Annotated in this window: 16 protein-coding genes; 11 read left to right on the plus strand and 5 right to left on the minus strand. The window is 75.1% G+C overall.

What is annotated here, in order from left to right; genetic code table 11:
* Positions 1 to 639 (plus strand): HAD family hydrolase, encoded by a 639-nt coding sequence (locus Voc01_RS39990; protein WP_275423805.1) that lies wholly within the window; start codon positions 1 to 3, stop codon positions 637 to 639.
* A 70-nt stretch (positions 640 to 709) separates the two neighbouring features.
* Positions 710 to 1,003: a hypothetical protein gene (locus Voc01_RS39995; RefSeq protein ID WP_203932911.1), complete on the plus strand. Its 294-nt coding sequence runs from the start codon at positions 710 to 712 to the stop codon at positions 1,001 to 1,003.
* Positions 1,004 to 1,436: 433 nt separating this feature from the next.
* On the opposite strand, the gene Voc01_RS40000 is transcribed toward Voc01_RS39995, so the two are convergent.
* Positions 1,437 to 2,771 carry an FAD-binding oxidoreductase gene (locus tag Voc01_RS40000; protein WP_203932912.1) on the minus strand — a complete coding sequence of 445 codons (1,335 nt, stop codon included), beginning with the start codon at positions 2,769 to 2,771 and terminating at the stop codon, positions 1,437 to 1,439.
* Between the two features lie 115 nt (positions 2,772 to 2,886).
* Positions 2,887 to 4,281, minus strand: a complete 1,395-nt coding sequence (locus Voc01_RS40005; protein ID WP_203932913.1) for a GGDEF domain-containing protein — start codon at positions 4,279 to 4,281, stop codon at positions 2,887 to 2,889.
* A 128-nt stretch (positions 4,282 to 4,409) separates the two neighbouring features.
* Here Voc01_RS40005 and Voc01_RS40010 point away from each other — a divergent pair, with 128 nt between their 5' ends.
* Both Voc01_RS40010 and Voc01_RS40015 read left to right on the plus strand, forming a co-directional pair.
* Entirely contained in the window at positions 4,410 to 5,240 is an 831-nt protein-coding gene (locus Voc01_RS40010) for a class I SAM-dependent methyltransferase (protein WP_203932914.1), read from the plus strand.
* On the plus strand, positions 5,233 to 5,679 hold the full coding sequence (locus tag Voc01_RS40015) for a hypothetical protein (protein ID WP_203932915.1): 447 nt from the start codon (positions 5,233 to 5,235) through the stop codon (positions 5,677 to 5,679). Before Voc01_RS40010 ends, Voc01_RS40015 begins: the two co-directional genes overlap by 8 nt.
* Here the strand turns inward: Voc01_RS40015 and Voc01_RS40020 are convergent.
* Complete coding sequence (locus Voc01_RS40020; protein WP_203932916.1) at positions 5,642 to 6,271, minus strand: hypothetical protein; 630 nt, start codon at positions 6,269 to 6,271, stop codon at positions 5,642 to 5,644. The genes Voc01_RS40015 and Voc01_RS40020 overlap by 38 nt on opposite strands.
* A gap of 133 nt (positions 6,272 to 6,404) precedes the next feature.
* Here Voc01_RS40020 and Voc01_RS40025 point away from each other — a divergent pair, with 133 nt between their 5' ends.
* Together Voc01_RS40025 and Voc01_RS40030 are read left to right on the plus strand one after the other, a co-directional pair.
* The gene (locus Voc01_RS40025; RefSeq protein WP_203932917.1) at positions 6,405 to 8,327 is read left to right on the plus strand and encodes a sensor histidine kinase; all 1,923 of its coding nucleotides are present in this window, start codon (positions 6,405 to 6,407) and stop codon (positions 8,325 to 8,327) included.
* On the plus strand, positions 8,315 to 8,956 hold the full coding sequence (locus Voc01_RS40030) for a LuxR C-terminal-related transcriptional regulator (RefSeq protein ID WP_203932918.1): 642 nt from the start codon (positions 8,315 to 8,317) through the stop codon (positions 8,954 to 8,956). Before Voc01_RS40025 ends, Voc01_RS40030 begins: the two co-directional genes overlap by 13 nt.
* A gap of 166 nt (positions 8,957 to 9,122) precedes the next feature.
* Here the strand turns inward: Voc01_RS40030 and Voc01_RS40035 are convergent, their stop codons facing one another.
* Positions 9,123 to 9,353: a hypothetical protein gene (locus tag Voc01_RS40035; RefSeq protein WP_203932919.1), complete on the minus strand. Its 231-nt coding sequence runs from the start codon at positions 9,351 to 9,353 to the stop codon at positions 9,123 to 9,125.
* Positions 9,354 to 9,379: 26 nt separating this feature from the next.
* Positions 9,380 to 9,919 carry a DUF1360 domain-containing protein gene (locus Voc01_RS40040; RefSeq protein ID WP_203932920.1) on the minus strand — a complete coding sequence of 180 codons (540 nt, stop codon included), beginning with the start codon at positions 9,917 to 9,919 and terminating at the stop codon, positions 9,380 to 9,382.
* Between the two features lie 102 nt (positions 9,920 to 10,021).
* Between Voc01_RS40040 and Voc01_RS40045 the strand changes: the two genes are divergently transcribed.
* The 5 genes from Voc01_RS40045 to Voc01_RS40065 all read left to right on the plus strand — a co-directional run bounded on the left by Voc01_RS40045 (position 10,022) and on the right by Voc01_RS40065 (position 13,887).
* The gene (locus Voc01_RS40045) at positions 10,022 to 10,753 is read left to right on the plus strand and encodes a septum formation family protein (protein WP_275423807.1); all 732 of its coding nucleotides are present in this window, start codon (positions 10,022 to 10,024) and stop codon (positions 10,751 to 10,753) included.
* Positions 10,754 to 10,801: 48 nt separating this feature from the next.
* On the plus strand, positions 10,802 to 11,314 hold the full coding sequence (locus tag Voc01_RS40050; RefSeq protein WP_203932921.1) for a SigE family RNA polymerase sigma factor: 513 nt from the start codon (positions 10,802 to 10,804) through the stop codon (positions 11,312 to 11,314).
* Positions 11,311 to 12,621 carry a WD40 repeat domain-containing protein gene (locus Voc01_RS40055; protein ID WP_203932922.1) on the plus strand — a complete coding sequence of 437 codons (1,311 nt, stop codon included), beginning with the start codon at positions 11,311 to 11,313 and terminating at the stop codon, positions 12,619 to 12,621. Before Voc01_RS40050 ends, Voc01_RS40055 begins: the two co-directional genes overlap by 4 nt.
* Positions 12,622 to 12,713: 92 nt before the next feature.
* Positions 12,714 to 13,559, plus strand: coding sequence for an MEDS domain-containing protein (locus tag Voc01_RS40060; protein WP_203932923.1), 846 nt, complete (start codon positions 12,714 to 12,716; stop codon positions 13,557 to 13,559).
* A gap of 1 nt (position 13,560) precedes the next feature.
* Positions 13,561 to 13,887, plus strand: a complete 327-nt coding sequence (locus Voc01_RS40065) for a hypothetical protein (protein WP_203932924.1) — start codon at positions 13,561 to 13,563, stop codon at positions 13,885 to 13,887.
* The last annotated feature ends 26 nt before the right edge of the window (positions 13,888 to 13,913 follow it).

Here is a 13,913-nt window from a genome sequence, read left to right on the forward strand (position 1 = left end):
GTGACCTCATCTCCGGCGCCGGGCCCGCGGGTCGGCTTCGACCTGGACATGACGCTCATCGACAGCCGGCCCGGCATCGCCGCCACCTACCGGGCGCTGAGTGCCCGTACCGGCGTCGCCATCGACGCCGACGCGGCCGCTTCCCGGCTCGGGCCTCCGCTGGTCCACGAGATGGTCCGCTGGTTCCCCGAGGCCGACGTGCCCGCGGCCGTCGCGACCTACCGCGCCCTCTACCCCGACCACGCGATCGCGCCCACCCGCCTCCTGCCCGGCGCCGCCGCGGCCGTCGCCGCGGTGCGCGCGCTGGGCGGGCAGGCCCTCGTGGTGACCGCGAAGAACGAACCGATGGCCCGCCTGCACCTGAACCACCTGGGTCTGGCCGTCGACGCCGTGGCCGGCGACCTGTGGGCCGAGGGCAAGGGGGCGGCGCTCCGGGGAGCGCTGGCGTACGTCGGCGACCACGTGGGGGACGTCCGGGCCGCGCGCAGCGCGGGATGCGTGGCGATCGCCGTGGCCACCGGCCCCTGCACGCCCGCCGAGCTGGGCGCCGCCGACCACGTGCTGGCCGACCTGACCGGGTTTCCGCCCCTGCTGTCGGCGCTCTGGCGGGCGGCGGAAAATGTCGTACCCGGGGGCTAGCGTCACCGATGAGTCTTCGAGCGTTGCCCGGTCCTACGACCGAGAGCGTGACGCGAAGGAGGAGATCACGATGACCGGTACCACGTCCACGGTGTTGACGGCAGCCCGGGCCGAGGCCCTGTTCACCAGCCAGCTGCCCACCGGCAGCCGCCCGTCGCTCGCCCTGCTGGAAACGGCGATCCGCGTCGCGGTCCGTGCCCACGGCGTGCGCGGCTGCGCCGGCCGGGTCGCCACCGAGTACGGCGACCACCCCGAGCTGGCGATGCCCCGCATGCGCTGGGCGAGAGACGTGGTCGAGCAGGTGTACCTGGCACACCGGTCCCGCCCGGTGCGGCCCACGGGCGGCTGGGCCCTCGTCGCCTGACCTGCCCGCCGTACCGCCCAGTCCCGCGCACCGGCCGCTCGGACAGCCCGAGCGCGGGCCCTGGTGGCGCGACCTCCCGCGATGCCCCTCCGGGGAGCACCTCCACCGGTCGTCGTGCCGCGTGTCGACCCGGCACCGGGAGACGTCCGCGCCCCGTACGCGCCGCGGCACCCACCGGGCACGTATGAACATCATCTTCGGGAGTTGATGTTCATACGTGCCAGGTCGACGGGGCAGGTCGACGGGGACGGGTGGTGCCGCGGACGGCCGGAAGCGCCGGTGCGGTCGGGTCGGCGGCACGCCAGCACGGCATTCGCGGGCACGGCACCACCAAGGCACGGCACCACCAAGGCACAGCACCACCAAGGCACGGCACCACCCGGGTACTCGCGGGTTGCCGTGTGCGTCGGGCCCGAGGGCTGCGTCGGAGGGGTCAGGTCAGGGCTGGCACCGCGGAGAAGACGCCGTCGGGGTCGTAGTGGTGCTTGGCCGCCAGCAGGCGGCCCAGGTTCGGGCCGTACGAGTCCCGGGCGCGGGCGTCCTCAGCGGGGCCCAGGAGGTTCGGGTAGGCGCCGGGCAGGGAGACCGGGTCCAGGGCGTGCACCACGTCGTCGGCCCAGGCTCGGTGGCGGTCGGGAGCCACGTCGTCGGGGCGCCAGGCGGCTATCACCTCGGCCACCTGGTGCGGGGTGCGTTGGGCGAAGGCGGTGTCGGTCGGGGCGACCCGGGAGGCGGCGCCGTGGAAGCGGTTCACCACGAGCACGGCGTACGGCGAGGTCACGGCTGCGGCGCCGGAGGTCAGGGCGGCGGCGGCCGGCGGCGACAGCTCGGGGAACCAGCGGCTGCGGAGCAGGTAGTGGTTGCCCTCCACGATGTTGCGGTCGAACATCCGCAACGCGGCCGCGTACGGCATCGGGCCGACCTGGTCGACGACCGGGCGTCCGAACGAGCGCATCCGGTCGACGAAGGGTGCGCCGGCGTCGACGGGGCCGCACCAGAACGGGCACAGGAAGACCATCGGGCCGTCCGGGCCGGGAAGGAAACCGGTCATCACGGTCAGGTCGTCCGGGGCCCCGGCGACCAGGTCGGCGTAGCCGGCCAGCACCGACCGGGCCTCCGCCACCGGGAACATCAGCATCCCGGTGAGGATCAGGGGCAGGTGGTGCACCTGGTACCGCAGGCGGGTCACCACACCGAAGTTGCCGCCGCCGCCCCGCAGCGCCCACCACAGTTCGGGGTCGTCGTCGGGGCCGGCCAGCACCGTGGAGCCGTCGGCGAGCACCACCTCGGCGCCGACCAGGTTGTCCAGGGCCAGGCCGTACCGGCCCACCAGCGGACCGTAGCCGCCCACCGTCGACAGGCCGGCCATCCCGACGCTCGCCACCACGCCGGTCGGGGTCACCAGGTCGTGCGGGGTGGTCGCGGCCAGCAGGTCGGCGGCGCTCGCGCCGCCCTCCACCTCGACGACATCCCGGGTCAGCGTGGCCCCGCGCATCGCGGTCAGGTCGATGACCAGGCCGCCCTCGCGTAGCGCCCGGCCGGCCCAGTCGTGGCCACCGGACCGCACCGACAGGGGCAGACCGGCGTCGCGGGCAGCCTTGACCGCCAGGGCCACCTCCTCCGTGGTCCGGCAGCGGGCGACCGCGGCCGGCCGGGCCGTGACCGCGGCGTTCCAGAGACGGGTCGCGGCGGCGAAGCTGTCGTCGTCGGGGGTCAGCAGGCGGTCGCCGAGGATGGGTCCCAGGATCGGGTGCAGCGCGGTGGTCATGACCGGAGAACACCAGGACCACGAGGAGACGGCCATACGCAGTTCTCCGTACTCCGGCGTATGCACGAAGTTGCCCGTACCCGGACGTGGTGCGCGCCCGTCTCCTCAAAGGTCTTCACACGGCCGCGACCACCGCGCGGTCGCGACCATCGGCTTTGGCCTGGTAGAGGGCCTGGTCGGCGCGGTGGAGCAGGCGGTGCGGCTCCTCGTAGCGGTCCCACGTGGCGATGCCGGCGGAAAAGCTCTGGCCGCGCGGCGTCACGGCGCGGAGGCGGTCGAGGACGCGGACGGCCTCGCCGGCGTCGGCGTCGACCATGAGCACGACGAACTCCTCGCCGCCGTAGCGGGCGAGCAGGTCGCCGGCGCGCAGCTCGGCGCGCCAGACGCGGGCGGTGTCGGCGAGGAGGTCGTCGCCGGCCTGGTGGCCGCGGGTGTCGTTGTACTCCTTGAAGCGGTCGAGGTCGAGGAGGGCGACCGACACGGTGGCGCCGGTGCGCAGGCAGTCCTGCAGCATCCAGGGGAAGCGCTCGTTCCAGGCGCGGCGGTTCGGCAGCTCGGTGAGGGCGTCGTGGCGGGCCATGTCGCGCAGGCGGTCGGCGGTGCGGGTCAGCTCGCGCAGCGTCACCGCGATCCGCGCGGCGGCCAGCACGAACAGCAGGCCGCAGCCGACCGCGATGGCGCGGCCGTGGTCGACCCGGCCGTCGGACGCCTCGCCCCACAGCACGAGCGGCGCGACGAGCGTCGACGCGGTGGTCAGCAGCAGGCCCTGCCACGCGCCGCGGCCGGCCTGGGTCTCGACGCGCTGCACGGACGGCCCGGCGACCGGGTACCGCGAGCCGACCGCCATGCAGCAGTAGGCGACCAGGAACAGCTGCTGCACGGCCCGGTACACGGGCTGGCTGTCGGCCAGCTGGATCCCGACCATGCCCGAGACCACCCAGCACAGGTCGCAGACCAGCACGAACCCCAGCGCGGCGGTGATCCACCGGACCGCCGGGTCGCGGTCGTGCTGGCCGAGCAGGCGCGTCACCAGCGCGATGAGCAGGATGTCGGCGACCGGGTAGGCCATCAGCACCAGGCGGTGCCCGGGGCTCATCGACTCGTCGCCCACCGCCGGCGCGATCACCGCGACCCAGCACAGCACACCGGTGCCGGTCGCCACGATGACCGAGTCGACGACCGCGGCCAGGTCGCGTTGCCGCCGGTGCCGGCGCAGCACCCCGAGGGCGCCGGCGGCCACCAACGGGTAGAGCAGGAGCCACCAGAGATCCAGGCCGCTGCCGCCGGTGAGGGTCACGCTGACCGCGAACGCCACGTGCCCGGACGCGTGGAGCAGGATCCCGACCGCGAAGCACACCCAGGTCCAGCGCATTCCCCGGGGCTGGCGCCGTACCGAGGCGAACACCACGACCGCGGCCGCGAGCCCGACGGAGAACTGGCCGGCGGTCTCCCACCAGAGGCCGTCGGGGAGCAGCTGGTACGCGGCGACGGCGACCACACAGATGCCCATGAACCGTCGCGCCGTCACTCGCTGCCTATCGGCGCCCGGGTTCCGTTCCTGTGCTGTCGGGTGGCGGACGTTGACGAATACTCCCTTGGGGAGCATCGTTGATCCTCCCCAAGGGAGTGTGATGCGAGATGAACGTCGACCCGACGAACGCCGGACAGGCCCAGGCCTGGGACGGTGACGAGGGCGGGTACTGGGCCACCCACGCCGACCGGTTCGACCGGTCGCTCGCCCGGTACCAGCCGGAGTTCATGGCGGCCGCCGGGATCCGGCCGGGCTCGGCGGTGCTCGACATCGGCTGCGGCACCGGCGAGACGACCCGGGCGGCCGTCCGGGCGGGCGCCGCGTCGGCGGTCGGCATCGACCTGTCCGCCGACATGATCGCGGTCGCCTCGTCCCGCGCGCTGCCCGGCACCACGTTCGTCCAGGGTGACGCCCAGATCCACCCGTTCCCCGACGCCGCCTTCGACGGCGCGATCAGCCGCACCGGCGCGATGTTCTTCGGTGACCCCGGTCGAGCGTTCGCCAACATCGCCCGGGCGTTGGCGCCCGGTTCGCCGCTGACGCTGCTCGTGTGGCAGCCGCCCGACCGCAACGAGTGGATCGGCGCGCTGGCCGGTGCGCTGGCCGGCGGCCCGCCGCCCGCGCCGCCGCCGGGTGCGCCCGGTCCGTTCTCGCTGAGCGACCCGTCGGTGGTCCGTGCCGTCCTCGCGGAGGCCGGCTTCGGCAGGATCGAGGTGACCGGCGTGAGCGCGCCCATGCACTTCGGGTCCGACGTCGACGACGCCCACCGGTTCGTCCTCGGGCTGCTGGGCTGGATGCTCGAGGGCCGCGACGAGGCGGGCCGGCGCGCGGCCGGCGACCGCCTCCGCGACACGCTCGCCGACCACCTGACACCGGAGGGTGTGGCGTTCGCGTCGGCGACGTGGCTGGTCACCGCGGTAGGTTCGGGGGGTGGCTGAGACCTGGGTGACCGACGACGACCTGCGTGCCGCGCAGCAGCGGTTCGCCGCGCGCATACCGGGGTTCGTGCTGCCGGCCGCGTACACCGTCGCCAGGAGCGACCCGTCGGGGCTGACGTTCGGCCACGTCAACGGGTTCGGCGCGGTGCGGCCGCTGCCGGCCACCGTGCTGGCGGCCGTCGCCGGGTACGTCGCCACCACCGGGGTGTTCCGGCTCGGCCGCGACCGGATGGCCACGGTGGTCGAGCGGCTGGCACCGGCGGAGGCGGCGACGCACAAGCCGCACCCGAACCTGTGGTCGTGGCGCGACCTCCTCGACGGGGTCGGCGACGACAGCGAGTTCCTCGCGTTCTTCGTCGCCGACCCCGCCGACCCGCCCGTCGACGGCGACGACGCCCGGTTCAGGCGGCTGCTCGCGGCGCCGGAGCCGCGGTCCTGACCGGTCCGGTCGCGACGGCGACCCCGAGCGCGGTGAGCAGCAGTCCGTAGACCGCGACCCCCACGGGCAGCAGCGGGGTCATCGCCAGGAACACGAGCGCCGTCAGCCAGACGCCGGTGGCCAGCGGGGTGTACCGGCGCCAGCCGTCCCAGTGCGCCGCCCGCACCGTGGCGACGCCCGCGACGACGAACCCGACCGCCGACAGCAGCGTGCCGAGCCCGAAGCACGCGCCGACGAGCGCCGCACCGGTGTCGTCGACGCGCTGGTCGGCCATCGGGATCGACAGGAGCTCGGAGACGAACAGCACGGCGGTGCCGGCCAGCGCCGTCGCGGTGCCGGTCCGGGCCGCGCGGCCGGTACCGGCGGCGCCGCCGCGGGCGAACCCGAGGACGCCGTAGTAGACCAGCGCGTGGAACACCGCGTAGACGACGCACACCGCGACGAACGCGCCACCCGACCACGGGTAGCTCCACCGGTCGTCGGGGACGTCGCTGGCCGGTTTGACGACAGTCTCGACCAGCAGCCCCGAGAGGGCGGTCAGCGCGCCGCCGAGGGCGCCGACGATTCCGGCCGTGCGGACGGGGTTGCTCATGACACACCTGCTTTCCGTAAGGGTGAGCCGACGCTAGGTCCGGCCCGGGCCCGCGGTCATCGGTGTCAACGCGGCGGGTGGATGAGTGCCAGCACTGTTTCCCCGGCGGCGGTGGCGCCGCCACACTGTGCGGGTGCGCAGGGTTCCGGGGCTGCTCCTCGGCGTGGTGGTCGCGGCGGAGGTCGTCGCGACGCTGCTGGCGTGGGACCTGGAGCCGCGCTGGGACACGGTGCTGTACGCGGTGTTCTCGGTCGTCACCGCCGGCGCCGGCGCGCTCATCGCGTCGCGCCATCCGCGTAACCCGATCGGGTGGCTGTTCTGCGCCGGGGCCCTCGTCACCGCGCTCGGTTCCGAGCTGGCCCAGGCGTGGGCGCTGCGCGGCCTGCCCGGCGTCACGGTCGCCGAGCTGCTGATGGCGACGAGCTGGCTGCCCAGCGGCTACGGCTGGATCCTCACGTTCGTGCTCTTCCCCGACGGTCACCTGCCCGGCCGGCGGTGGCAGGTGGTCCCGTGGGCCGGCGGGGTGGGGCTGCTGCTGGCCGTGGCCGGCTGGGCGCTGAGCCCCGACCGCACGGTCGAGTTCCGCGGCGGCCGCAACCCGTACGCGGTCGACGCCGTGCCGACCGACGAGCTGCTCGCCGTCGGCATGACGCTGTTCGTCGGTGCGATGCTCGCGTCGGCGGTCGCGCTGGCGGTGCGGTTGCGGCGGTCGAGCGGTGACGAGCGTCAGCAGCTCAGGTGGTTCGCGCTGGCCGCGATGGCGGCCTGCGTCGCGCTGCCGGCCTCGTTCGCGTTGTGGTACGTCGTGCCGGTGGTCGCCGGTCCGCTCGCGGCGGTGGCGTTGACCGCGCTGCCGGTGGTGGCGTGCCTGGCGATCCTGCGGTACCGGCTCTACGACATCGACGTCATCATCGACCGCACCGTCGTCTACGGCACCGTCACCGGGTTGCTGGCGGCCGTGTACGGGGTCACCACGCTTGTGCTCGGTACGGGTCTCGGCGGCGGGTCCGTCTGGGTCACGGCCGCGGCGACGCTCGCCGTCGCGGCCGCGTTCCGGCCGTTGCGGGACCGCGTGCAGGACCTCGTCGACCGGCGGTTCCACCGCGACCGCTACGAGGCGGTGCGCCGGATGACCGGGTTCCTGGAGGCGCTGCGCGCCGGTCAGGCCGCGCCGGAGCAGGTTCGCGACCTGCTGCGGGAGCTCACCGGCGACGCCGGTCTCGACCTGCTGGTCTTCCTTCCGGAGAGCCGGCTCTACGTGCGTCCCGACGGCTCGCCCGCCCCCGACGACGGCCGCGACCGCCTCGACGTGGAGCGCGCCGGGCAGCCGCTGGGCCGGGTGTCGTACACCGACGCGGACCCGGCCCTGCTCCGGCGGCTGCTCGAGGCCGGCGGGCTCGCCATCGAGATCACCCGGCTGCACGTGGAGCTGCGGCGCCAGCTCGACGAGGTGCGCGCATCGCGGGCGCGGATCGTCGACGCCGCCGGCGAGGAGCGGCGCCGGCTCGAACGCGACCTCCACGACGGCGCGCAGCAGCGCCTCGTGTCGATCGGGCTGGCGCTGCGGCACGCACAGCACCAGTCCACAGTGGAGGATGCGCGCCCCGTGCTCGAGGAGGCGCTGTCGGAGGTGCGGCTGGCGATCGACGAGCTGCGCGAGCTGGCCCGCGGGCTGCCCCCGGCCCAGCTCGACGCCGGGCTGGCCCCGGCGTTCCGGGAGCTCGCCCGCCGCAGCGCCGTACCGGTCGAGGTGTCGGCGCCCCGCGAACGCTTCGACCGCGGGATCGAGGGCGCCGCCTACTTCATCGGCTGCGAGGCGGTGACCAACGCGGTCAAGCACGCGCACGCCACCCGGATCACGCTGCGCGCCGCCCGCGCCGACGGGCGCCTCGTGGTCACCGTGACCGACGACGGTGTCGGCGGCGCCGCGCCGGCGCGCGGATCCGGCCTCGACGGCCTCGCCGACCGGGTCGCCGCCCTCGGCGGCGTGCTGCGCGTCGACAGCCGGCCCGGTACCGGCACCCGGGTCACCGCGGAGCTGCCGTGCGGGTCGTGATCGCGGAGGACCAGGTGCTCCTGCGGGCCGGGTTGGCCCGCCTGTTCGCCGACGGGGGTCACGAGGTCGTGGCCGCGCTCGGCGACGCCTCCGGCCTGGTCGCGTCGGTGGCCGCGGAGCGGCCCGACCTCGTGGTGGTCGACATCCGGATGCCACCGACGTTCACCGACGAGGGGGCGCGGGCCGCCCGTGACCTGAAGCAGCGGCACCCGGCCCTGGGCGTCCTCGTGCTCTCGCAGCACGTCGAGACCACCCACACGGTCGACCTCATCCCGGTCGCCGGGTTCGGGTATCTGCTGAAGGACCGCGTCCTCGACGTCGACGACTTCCTGTCGGCGGCCGAACGCGTGGCCCGGGGCGGCTCGGCCCTCGACCCGCACGTGGTGGCGACGCTGCTGGCCGGCCGCGGTACCGACGACCCGCTCGCCGTCCTCACCGAACGGGAACGCACGGTGCTGGCCCTGATGGCCGAGGGGCTGACCAACACCGGCGTCGCGAAGCGGCTGCACCTCAGCGAACGCACGGTGGAGGCGCACGTGCGGCACATCCTCATCAAGCTCGACCTGCCCGAGGGCGAGGACGACCACCGCCGGGTGCGGGCGGTGCTGGCGCACCTGAACGCGGGTTAGACGATCTACTCCAAGTGCCCGGATCATCAGCGGGTGGGAGGTTATCAACATCAACAAGCGTTTTTGATGTTGATAACCGCCCACCCATCAGCACTGGTGGTCGGGGCGGGCTCGCCTCGCGCGGGCGGCCCCTGGTCCGGGCGGGCCCGCACCGCGTGGCGCGTGCCTACTCCGGGCGGGGCTCGCCCTCGCCCGACGCGTCGACGCCGTCGGCGCCGCCCGAGGTCGGGTCGCCCGGGTCGCGGGCGCCGCCGCTCATGTCACCGGCTCCGGTGTCGAGGCCGCCGGTGCTGCCGGCGCCGCCGGTCACCGCGCCGTCGGTGAGACTGCCGGTGCCGAAGATGTCGCGCAGCTTCTCCGAGAGCGTGGGCTTCGCGGTGTCGTCGTCGTTCGTCATGGTGGACCTCCCGTTCGGGTCTTACGTCAGCCGCGCTCCGGAGGGGCCGCCCGTTCGACGCCGCGGGCGCGCTGCTTCACGATCTCGTAGGTGAGGTGCAGGAAGTCCGCGCCGGTGACGGCGGTCGCGGCGGCCGCCACCAGCCGGGTCAGCCGCGGGGCGAGCACGAGGCCGGCGGTGAGGCCGGTGGCCGTCCAGACGGCGGCGCAGAACGGGCAGGTCACCATCTCGCCGGCGGCGTGCCGGAACCCGCCGTGGTGGCGGACCGTCTCGTTGACCTCGCCGGTGCCGGCCGGCTCGGTGTAGCGGGTCAGCGGCGCCCGCAGCGGGCTGGTCACGGCGTCCTTGGTGAGCAGCCGCGAGATCCGGTGGGTCGCGACCGTCACCGTGGCCAGGTCCTGCAGGCGCACCCGGTCGGGCAGCGACCGCCCCGAGAGCCGGACGGCGGCCGCCACGGCGGCGAGCCCCGTACCGTACGTCGCGAGCAGCGCCAGGTAGCCCGTCAGGGGGCGCGGCTCGTTCGCACCCTCGTAGGTCGCGGCCACCTCGCGGGCCTTGTCGGTCACCTTCGCCACGCCGGCTCCCTTCGGTCCATCCGTCCCTGTCGACTACCCACTGCCGCGCCGGCATACGCAGGACTCGGGATCCCGCTGTCCTACGGCTCCGAGATCACGGCGACGGCGCCGGCGGACGGATCGGCGTGGGAGCCGCCGCCCGGCGCGGGACCCTACCGCCCCGGCGCCTGCGTCGAGACCGGCACCGGCGCCGTCACCTGCGACCGCCCGCACCACTTCGAGATCATGGCCTCCGGCGACCTGCCGGCCGACCTCCGCGCGGCCTACCCGCCGCCGGTGGGGCCGCTGCGGCCCGGCTGCACCGTCGCCCTCACCCGCTATCTCGGCAGCGTCGACGCCGAAGCCTCCCGGCTGGAGGCCCTGATCATGTTTCCGACCCGCGACGGCTGGACCGCCGGCGAGCGCTGGTACGCCTGCCTGGTCGCCGATCGCGGACCGGACAGCGGCTGGGTGCACCGCACCGGCAACCTCGGCGGCGCGCTGGTCGGCGGCCTCGGCGCGTTCCAGCGCTGCCTCGTCGGCGAGCCGATCACCGACCCGGAGGGGGTCGTCGACTGCGACCAGCCGCACCGCAGCGAGGCGGTGCCGGGCGTCCTCGTGCTCGGCGGGCCCACCGACCCACCACCGCCGGACTTCCAGCGCCTGCTCATCGACCGCGTCCTCCCCCACTGCGACGCCGCCGTCGCCACCTACCTCGGCGGCGGGCGCCCCGGTGTGCGGTCGGGCGGTCTCGGCCCGCTGGCCGGCAACTGGGCCGCCGGTGTGCGCACCGCGGTCTGCTACGCCGTCGCCGACACGCCGACGAGCGGCGTGATGGGTCGCTGACCGCGGGGGGTTCCCTCCGAAACCCACCCCGACGGCGTCTATACCACCATGAGCGAGGACTCGTTCGACGAGTTCGTGCGGGTCCGGGCCGGTGCGCTGGCCCGGACCGCGTTCCTGCTCACCGGCGACCCGCACCACGCGGAGGACCTGGTGCAGAACGCGCTCGCGCGGGCCGCCGTCCACTGGGCGCGGCTGGACGACCCGGAGGCGTACGTGCGCCGGGTGCTGTACACGCAGGCGGTCTCGTGGTGGCGGGTGCAGCGCCGCCGGCGCCGGGAGGTCCTGGTCGACGCCCCACCCGAGCGGGCCGCCGCCGTCCGCGACCCCGACCTGGGGATCCTGCTCGGCCGCGCCCTCGCGCGCCTGACCCGGCGGCAGCGCGCGGTGCTGGTCCTGCGCTTCTACGAGGACCGCAGCGAGAGCGAGACCGCGGCGATCCTGTCCGTCGGCCTCGGCACGGTCAAGAGCCAGACCCGGCACGCGCTGCGCCGCCTGCGTGAGCTCGCCCCGGAACTCGGCACCCTGATGTCCGACCGCGTCGACCGGGAGGCCGCACCATGACCAGGTTGCACGACGCGTTCGAACGCCTCGCCGAACGGGCACCTGAGGTCCGCGTCCCCGCGGGCTTCTACCGGCGGTCGCGGCGGCGGCACCGGTGGCGGCAGGTCGCGGCGGCCGTCGCCGTGGTCGCGGTCGTCGCGCTGGGCGCGCCGGTCGCGTTGTCGATGGGACGCACGGGCCGCGAGATCGGTGACAGCGGCACACCGGGCATTCCCAGCCGGGTCACGATGCCGCCGTGGTACACGTCGGCCGGGGCACCGGGCCCGACGTCGGTGATGTTCACCGGATACGGCGGCGTGCCGCAGGCCGACCACGAGGATGTCGACTGGGCCTGGTGGCGCGCCGACTACACGGTCTACCCGAGCGTGGCCGTGGGGCTGAGTGCCGACACGTACCGCATCGTCCGCGGTCCCTACACCGTCGGTACGGAGCTGTCGCCCGACGGCCGGTACCTGCTGATCCCGGACCGGCGGGTGCTCGACCTGACCACCGGCCGCACCCGGCAGGTGCTTCCGGCGCGCCCGCGGGCGCAGGCGGCGGGCGCCTGGTCGGCCGACGGCCGGCGGATCGTCTACGTCGAGGACCGGCGGACGACGGTTGTGTCGTGGCCGTCGCTGGCGTTCGAGGCGTCGTTCCCGCACCCGGAGCACGTGCCCGTCGAGCAGGACGTCGCCCTGTCGGCCGACGGGAGGATGCTGGCCGTCGACAGCAACGGCGCGATGACCGTCCGGCGCTCCGACGGCCTGCGCCTGTGGACCCGGGCCGAGGACGCCGAGCCCGCCCTGGGCCGGGCGAGGATCGGTGGCAGCGCCGCGTGGCGCGCCGACGGGAGGCTGACCGTCTTCGCCCGCACCGACCTCACCTGCGACGGCTGCGGCCTGCATCCCGCCACCTGGCGGCTGACGTCGGTGGACGGTGCCACCGGCACGCCGGTGCCCGGTCCGGACTACCCGCCCGTCCGGTCGGCCCTGTCGGTGGAGGTCGTCGCCTGGCGGGGCGAGGTCGCCTACGCCGTGGTGGCCTACTCCCTCGGCGCCACCCCGGACGTCGGGCGGGTCGAACTGGTCCGCCTGCGTCCCGGCGCGGCCACGCCCGAGCGGCTCCTCGCCGCCCCCGCGGGCATGACCGGCCTCCGGGTGGCCACCGACTTCGTCGACGTCCAGCGCCCGACCGGCGACCCCGAACCCGGCGTCAACGCGGCCGAGATCGTGGGCCAGGCCTCCGTGGCGCTGCTGTGCCTGTCGCCGTTCGCCCTGCTGGCACTCGTGATGCTGCGCGTGCGCCGCCGGGCCCGCCGCTCGCGGTGACGACGGCCCGTGCCGGTGGTGCCGGTACCCGGTCCGGTGTGACGCATCGGTTCAATCTGGTGCCTGACCTGGGGCGCAGGTACGGTCGCCGCATGACTACCGGCGGCTTCACCGCCTGGTCGGCACTGGGTCGCGCGGTCGGCTCGCTCCGGCTGGGTGACCACGTGTGCTGCTGGTACCGCGACGACGAGGTCCGTACGCGGGCGGTGGCCGCCTATGTCGCCGCCGGTCTGCGGCACGGGGACCGGACCGTGTACTTCACCGACACCGTGCCGGTGGCCGACGTGCTCGCCGGGTTGCGTCGGTTCGGCGTGCCCGCCACCGCCTGGGAGTCCGGGCAGGTGCGCGTCGTCACGGCCGCGGAGACGTATCTCGCCGGCGGCGGGTTCGACCCGGTCGCCACGATCGAGGGGTGGGCCGGCGAGACCGCCCGGGCCCGCGCCGACGGCTACCGCGGGCTGCGGGCGATCGGCGACATGGCGTGGGCCGCGCGTCCCGTGCCGGGTGTCGACCGGCTGCCCTGGTACGAGGCGGCGGTCAACCGGGTCTTCGCCGAGGGGCACTCGGGCGCGATGTGCCTGTACGACGAGCGGACGCTCGGTCCGGAACAACGGCGCGCGCTCACCGCGGCCCACCCGGCCAACGTCGAGGCGGCCGAACACTGGGCGCCGGCGCTGCGCATGTCGCGGGGGCCGGGCCGCATGACGCTCGCCGGGGAGGTCGACGTCGCCAACCGGGACGCCGTGGCGGCACTGCTGGAGCACGTCTGCGCGGAGACCGACGGGCCGGTCACCGTCGACGTCACCGGGCTGCGGTTCGTCGACGCGGTGACGGCGCGGCTGCTGGCCCGGGCCGCGGCCGGCCGTCCCGGCGGGGTGCGGGTCGTGGGCGCGTCGCCGCTGCTGACCCGGCTGATCGAAGCGGGCACCGCGGGGTGAGGTGTCCACGGCCCTGCTGACCGCGATCACCGGTGCTCCCGCCGACGCCGTGGCCGCCGCTGTCGCCGAGCACTGCGGCCACCTGCCGCTGGCCCTGCGGATCGCCGGAAACCGCCTGACCGCCCGCCCCGGCTGGACGATGGCCCACCTCGCCGACCGCCTCGCCGACGAGGACCGCCGACTACCGACCCTGTCGGCCGGTGACCTGTCCGTCGAGGCAGCCCTGGCGACGTCGTACGACCGCCTCTCCCGCCCGGCCCGGGCCCTGTGCCGCGACGACCGCCGCAATGGAGCGCGATCGTGCCGAGGACCGCGGATCGGCTGGTGATCGAAAGTGGTGGCGACTTTTCGCGG

This window comes from Virgisporangium ochraceum (genome assembly GCF_016863655.1).
GTDB lineage: Bacteria > Actinomycetota > Actinomycetes > Mycobacteriales > Micromonosporaceae > Virgisporangium > Virgisporangium ochraceum.

Bases quoted from the DNA above. Each gene is read 5' to 3' on its own strand.
- Voc01_RS40000 (WP_203932912.1), bottom strand. From the start codon at position 2,771: ATGACCACCGCGCTGCACCCGATCCTGGGACCCATCCTCGGCGACCGC.
- Voc01_RS40055 (WP_203932922.1), top strand. From the start codon at position 11,311: ATGACCAGGTTGCACGACGCGTTCGAACGCCTCGCCGAACGGGCACCT.
- Voc01_RS40035 (WP_203932919.1), bottom strand. From the start codon at position 9,353: ATGACGAACGACGACGACACCGCGAAGCCCACGCTCTCGGAGAAGCTG.
- Voc01_RS40050 (WP_203932921.1), top strand. From the start codon at position 10,802: ATGAGCGAGGACTCGTTCGACGAGTTCGTGCGGGTCCGGGCCGGTGCG.
- Voc01_RS40005 (WP_203932913.1), bottom strand. From the start codon at position 4,281: ATGGGCATCTGTGTGGTCGCCGTCGCCGCGTACCAGCTGCTCCCCGAC.
- Voc01_RS40060 (WP_203932923.1), top strand. From the start codon at position 12,714: ATGACTACCGGCGGCTTCACCGCCTGGTCGGCACTGGGTCGCGCGGTC.
- Voc01_RS40010 (WP_203932914.1), top strand. From the start codon at position 4,410: ATGAACGTCGACCCGACGAACGCCGGACAGGCCCAGGCCTGGGACGGT.
- Voc01_RS40020 (WP_203932916.1), bottom strand. From the start codon at position 6,271: ATGAGCAACCCCGTCCGCACGGCCGGAATCGTCGGCGCCCTCGGCGGC.
- Voc01_RS39995 (WP_203932911.1), top strand. From the start codon at position 710: ATGACCGGTACCACGTCCACGGTGTTGACGGCAGCCCGGGCCGAGGCC.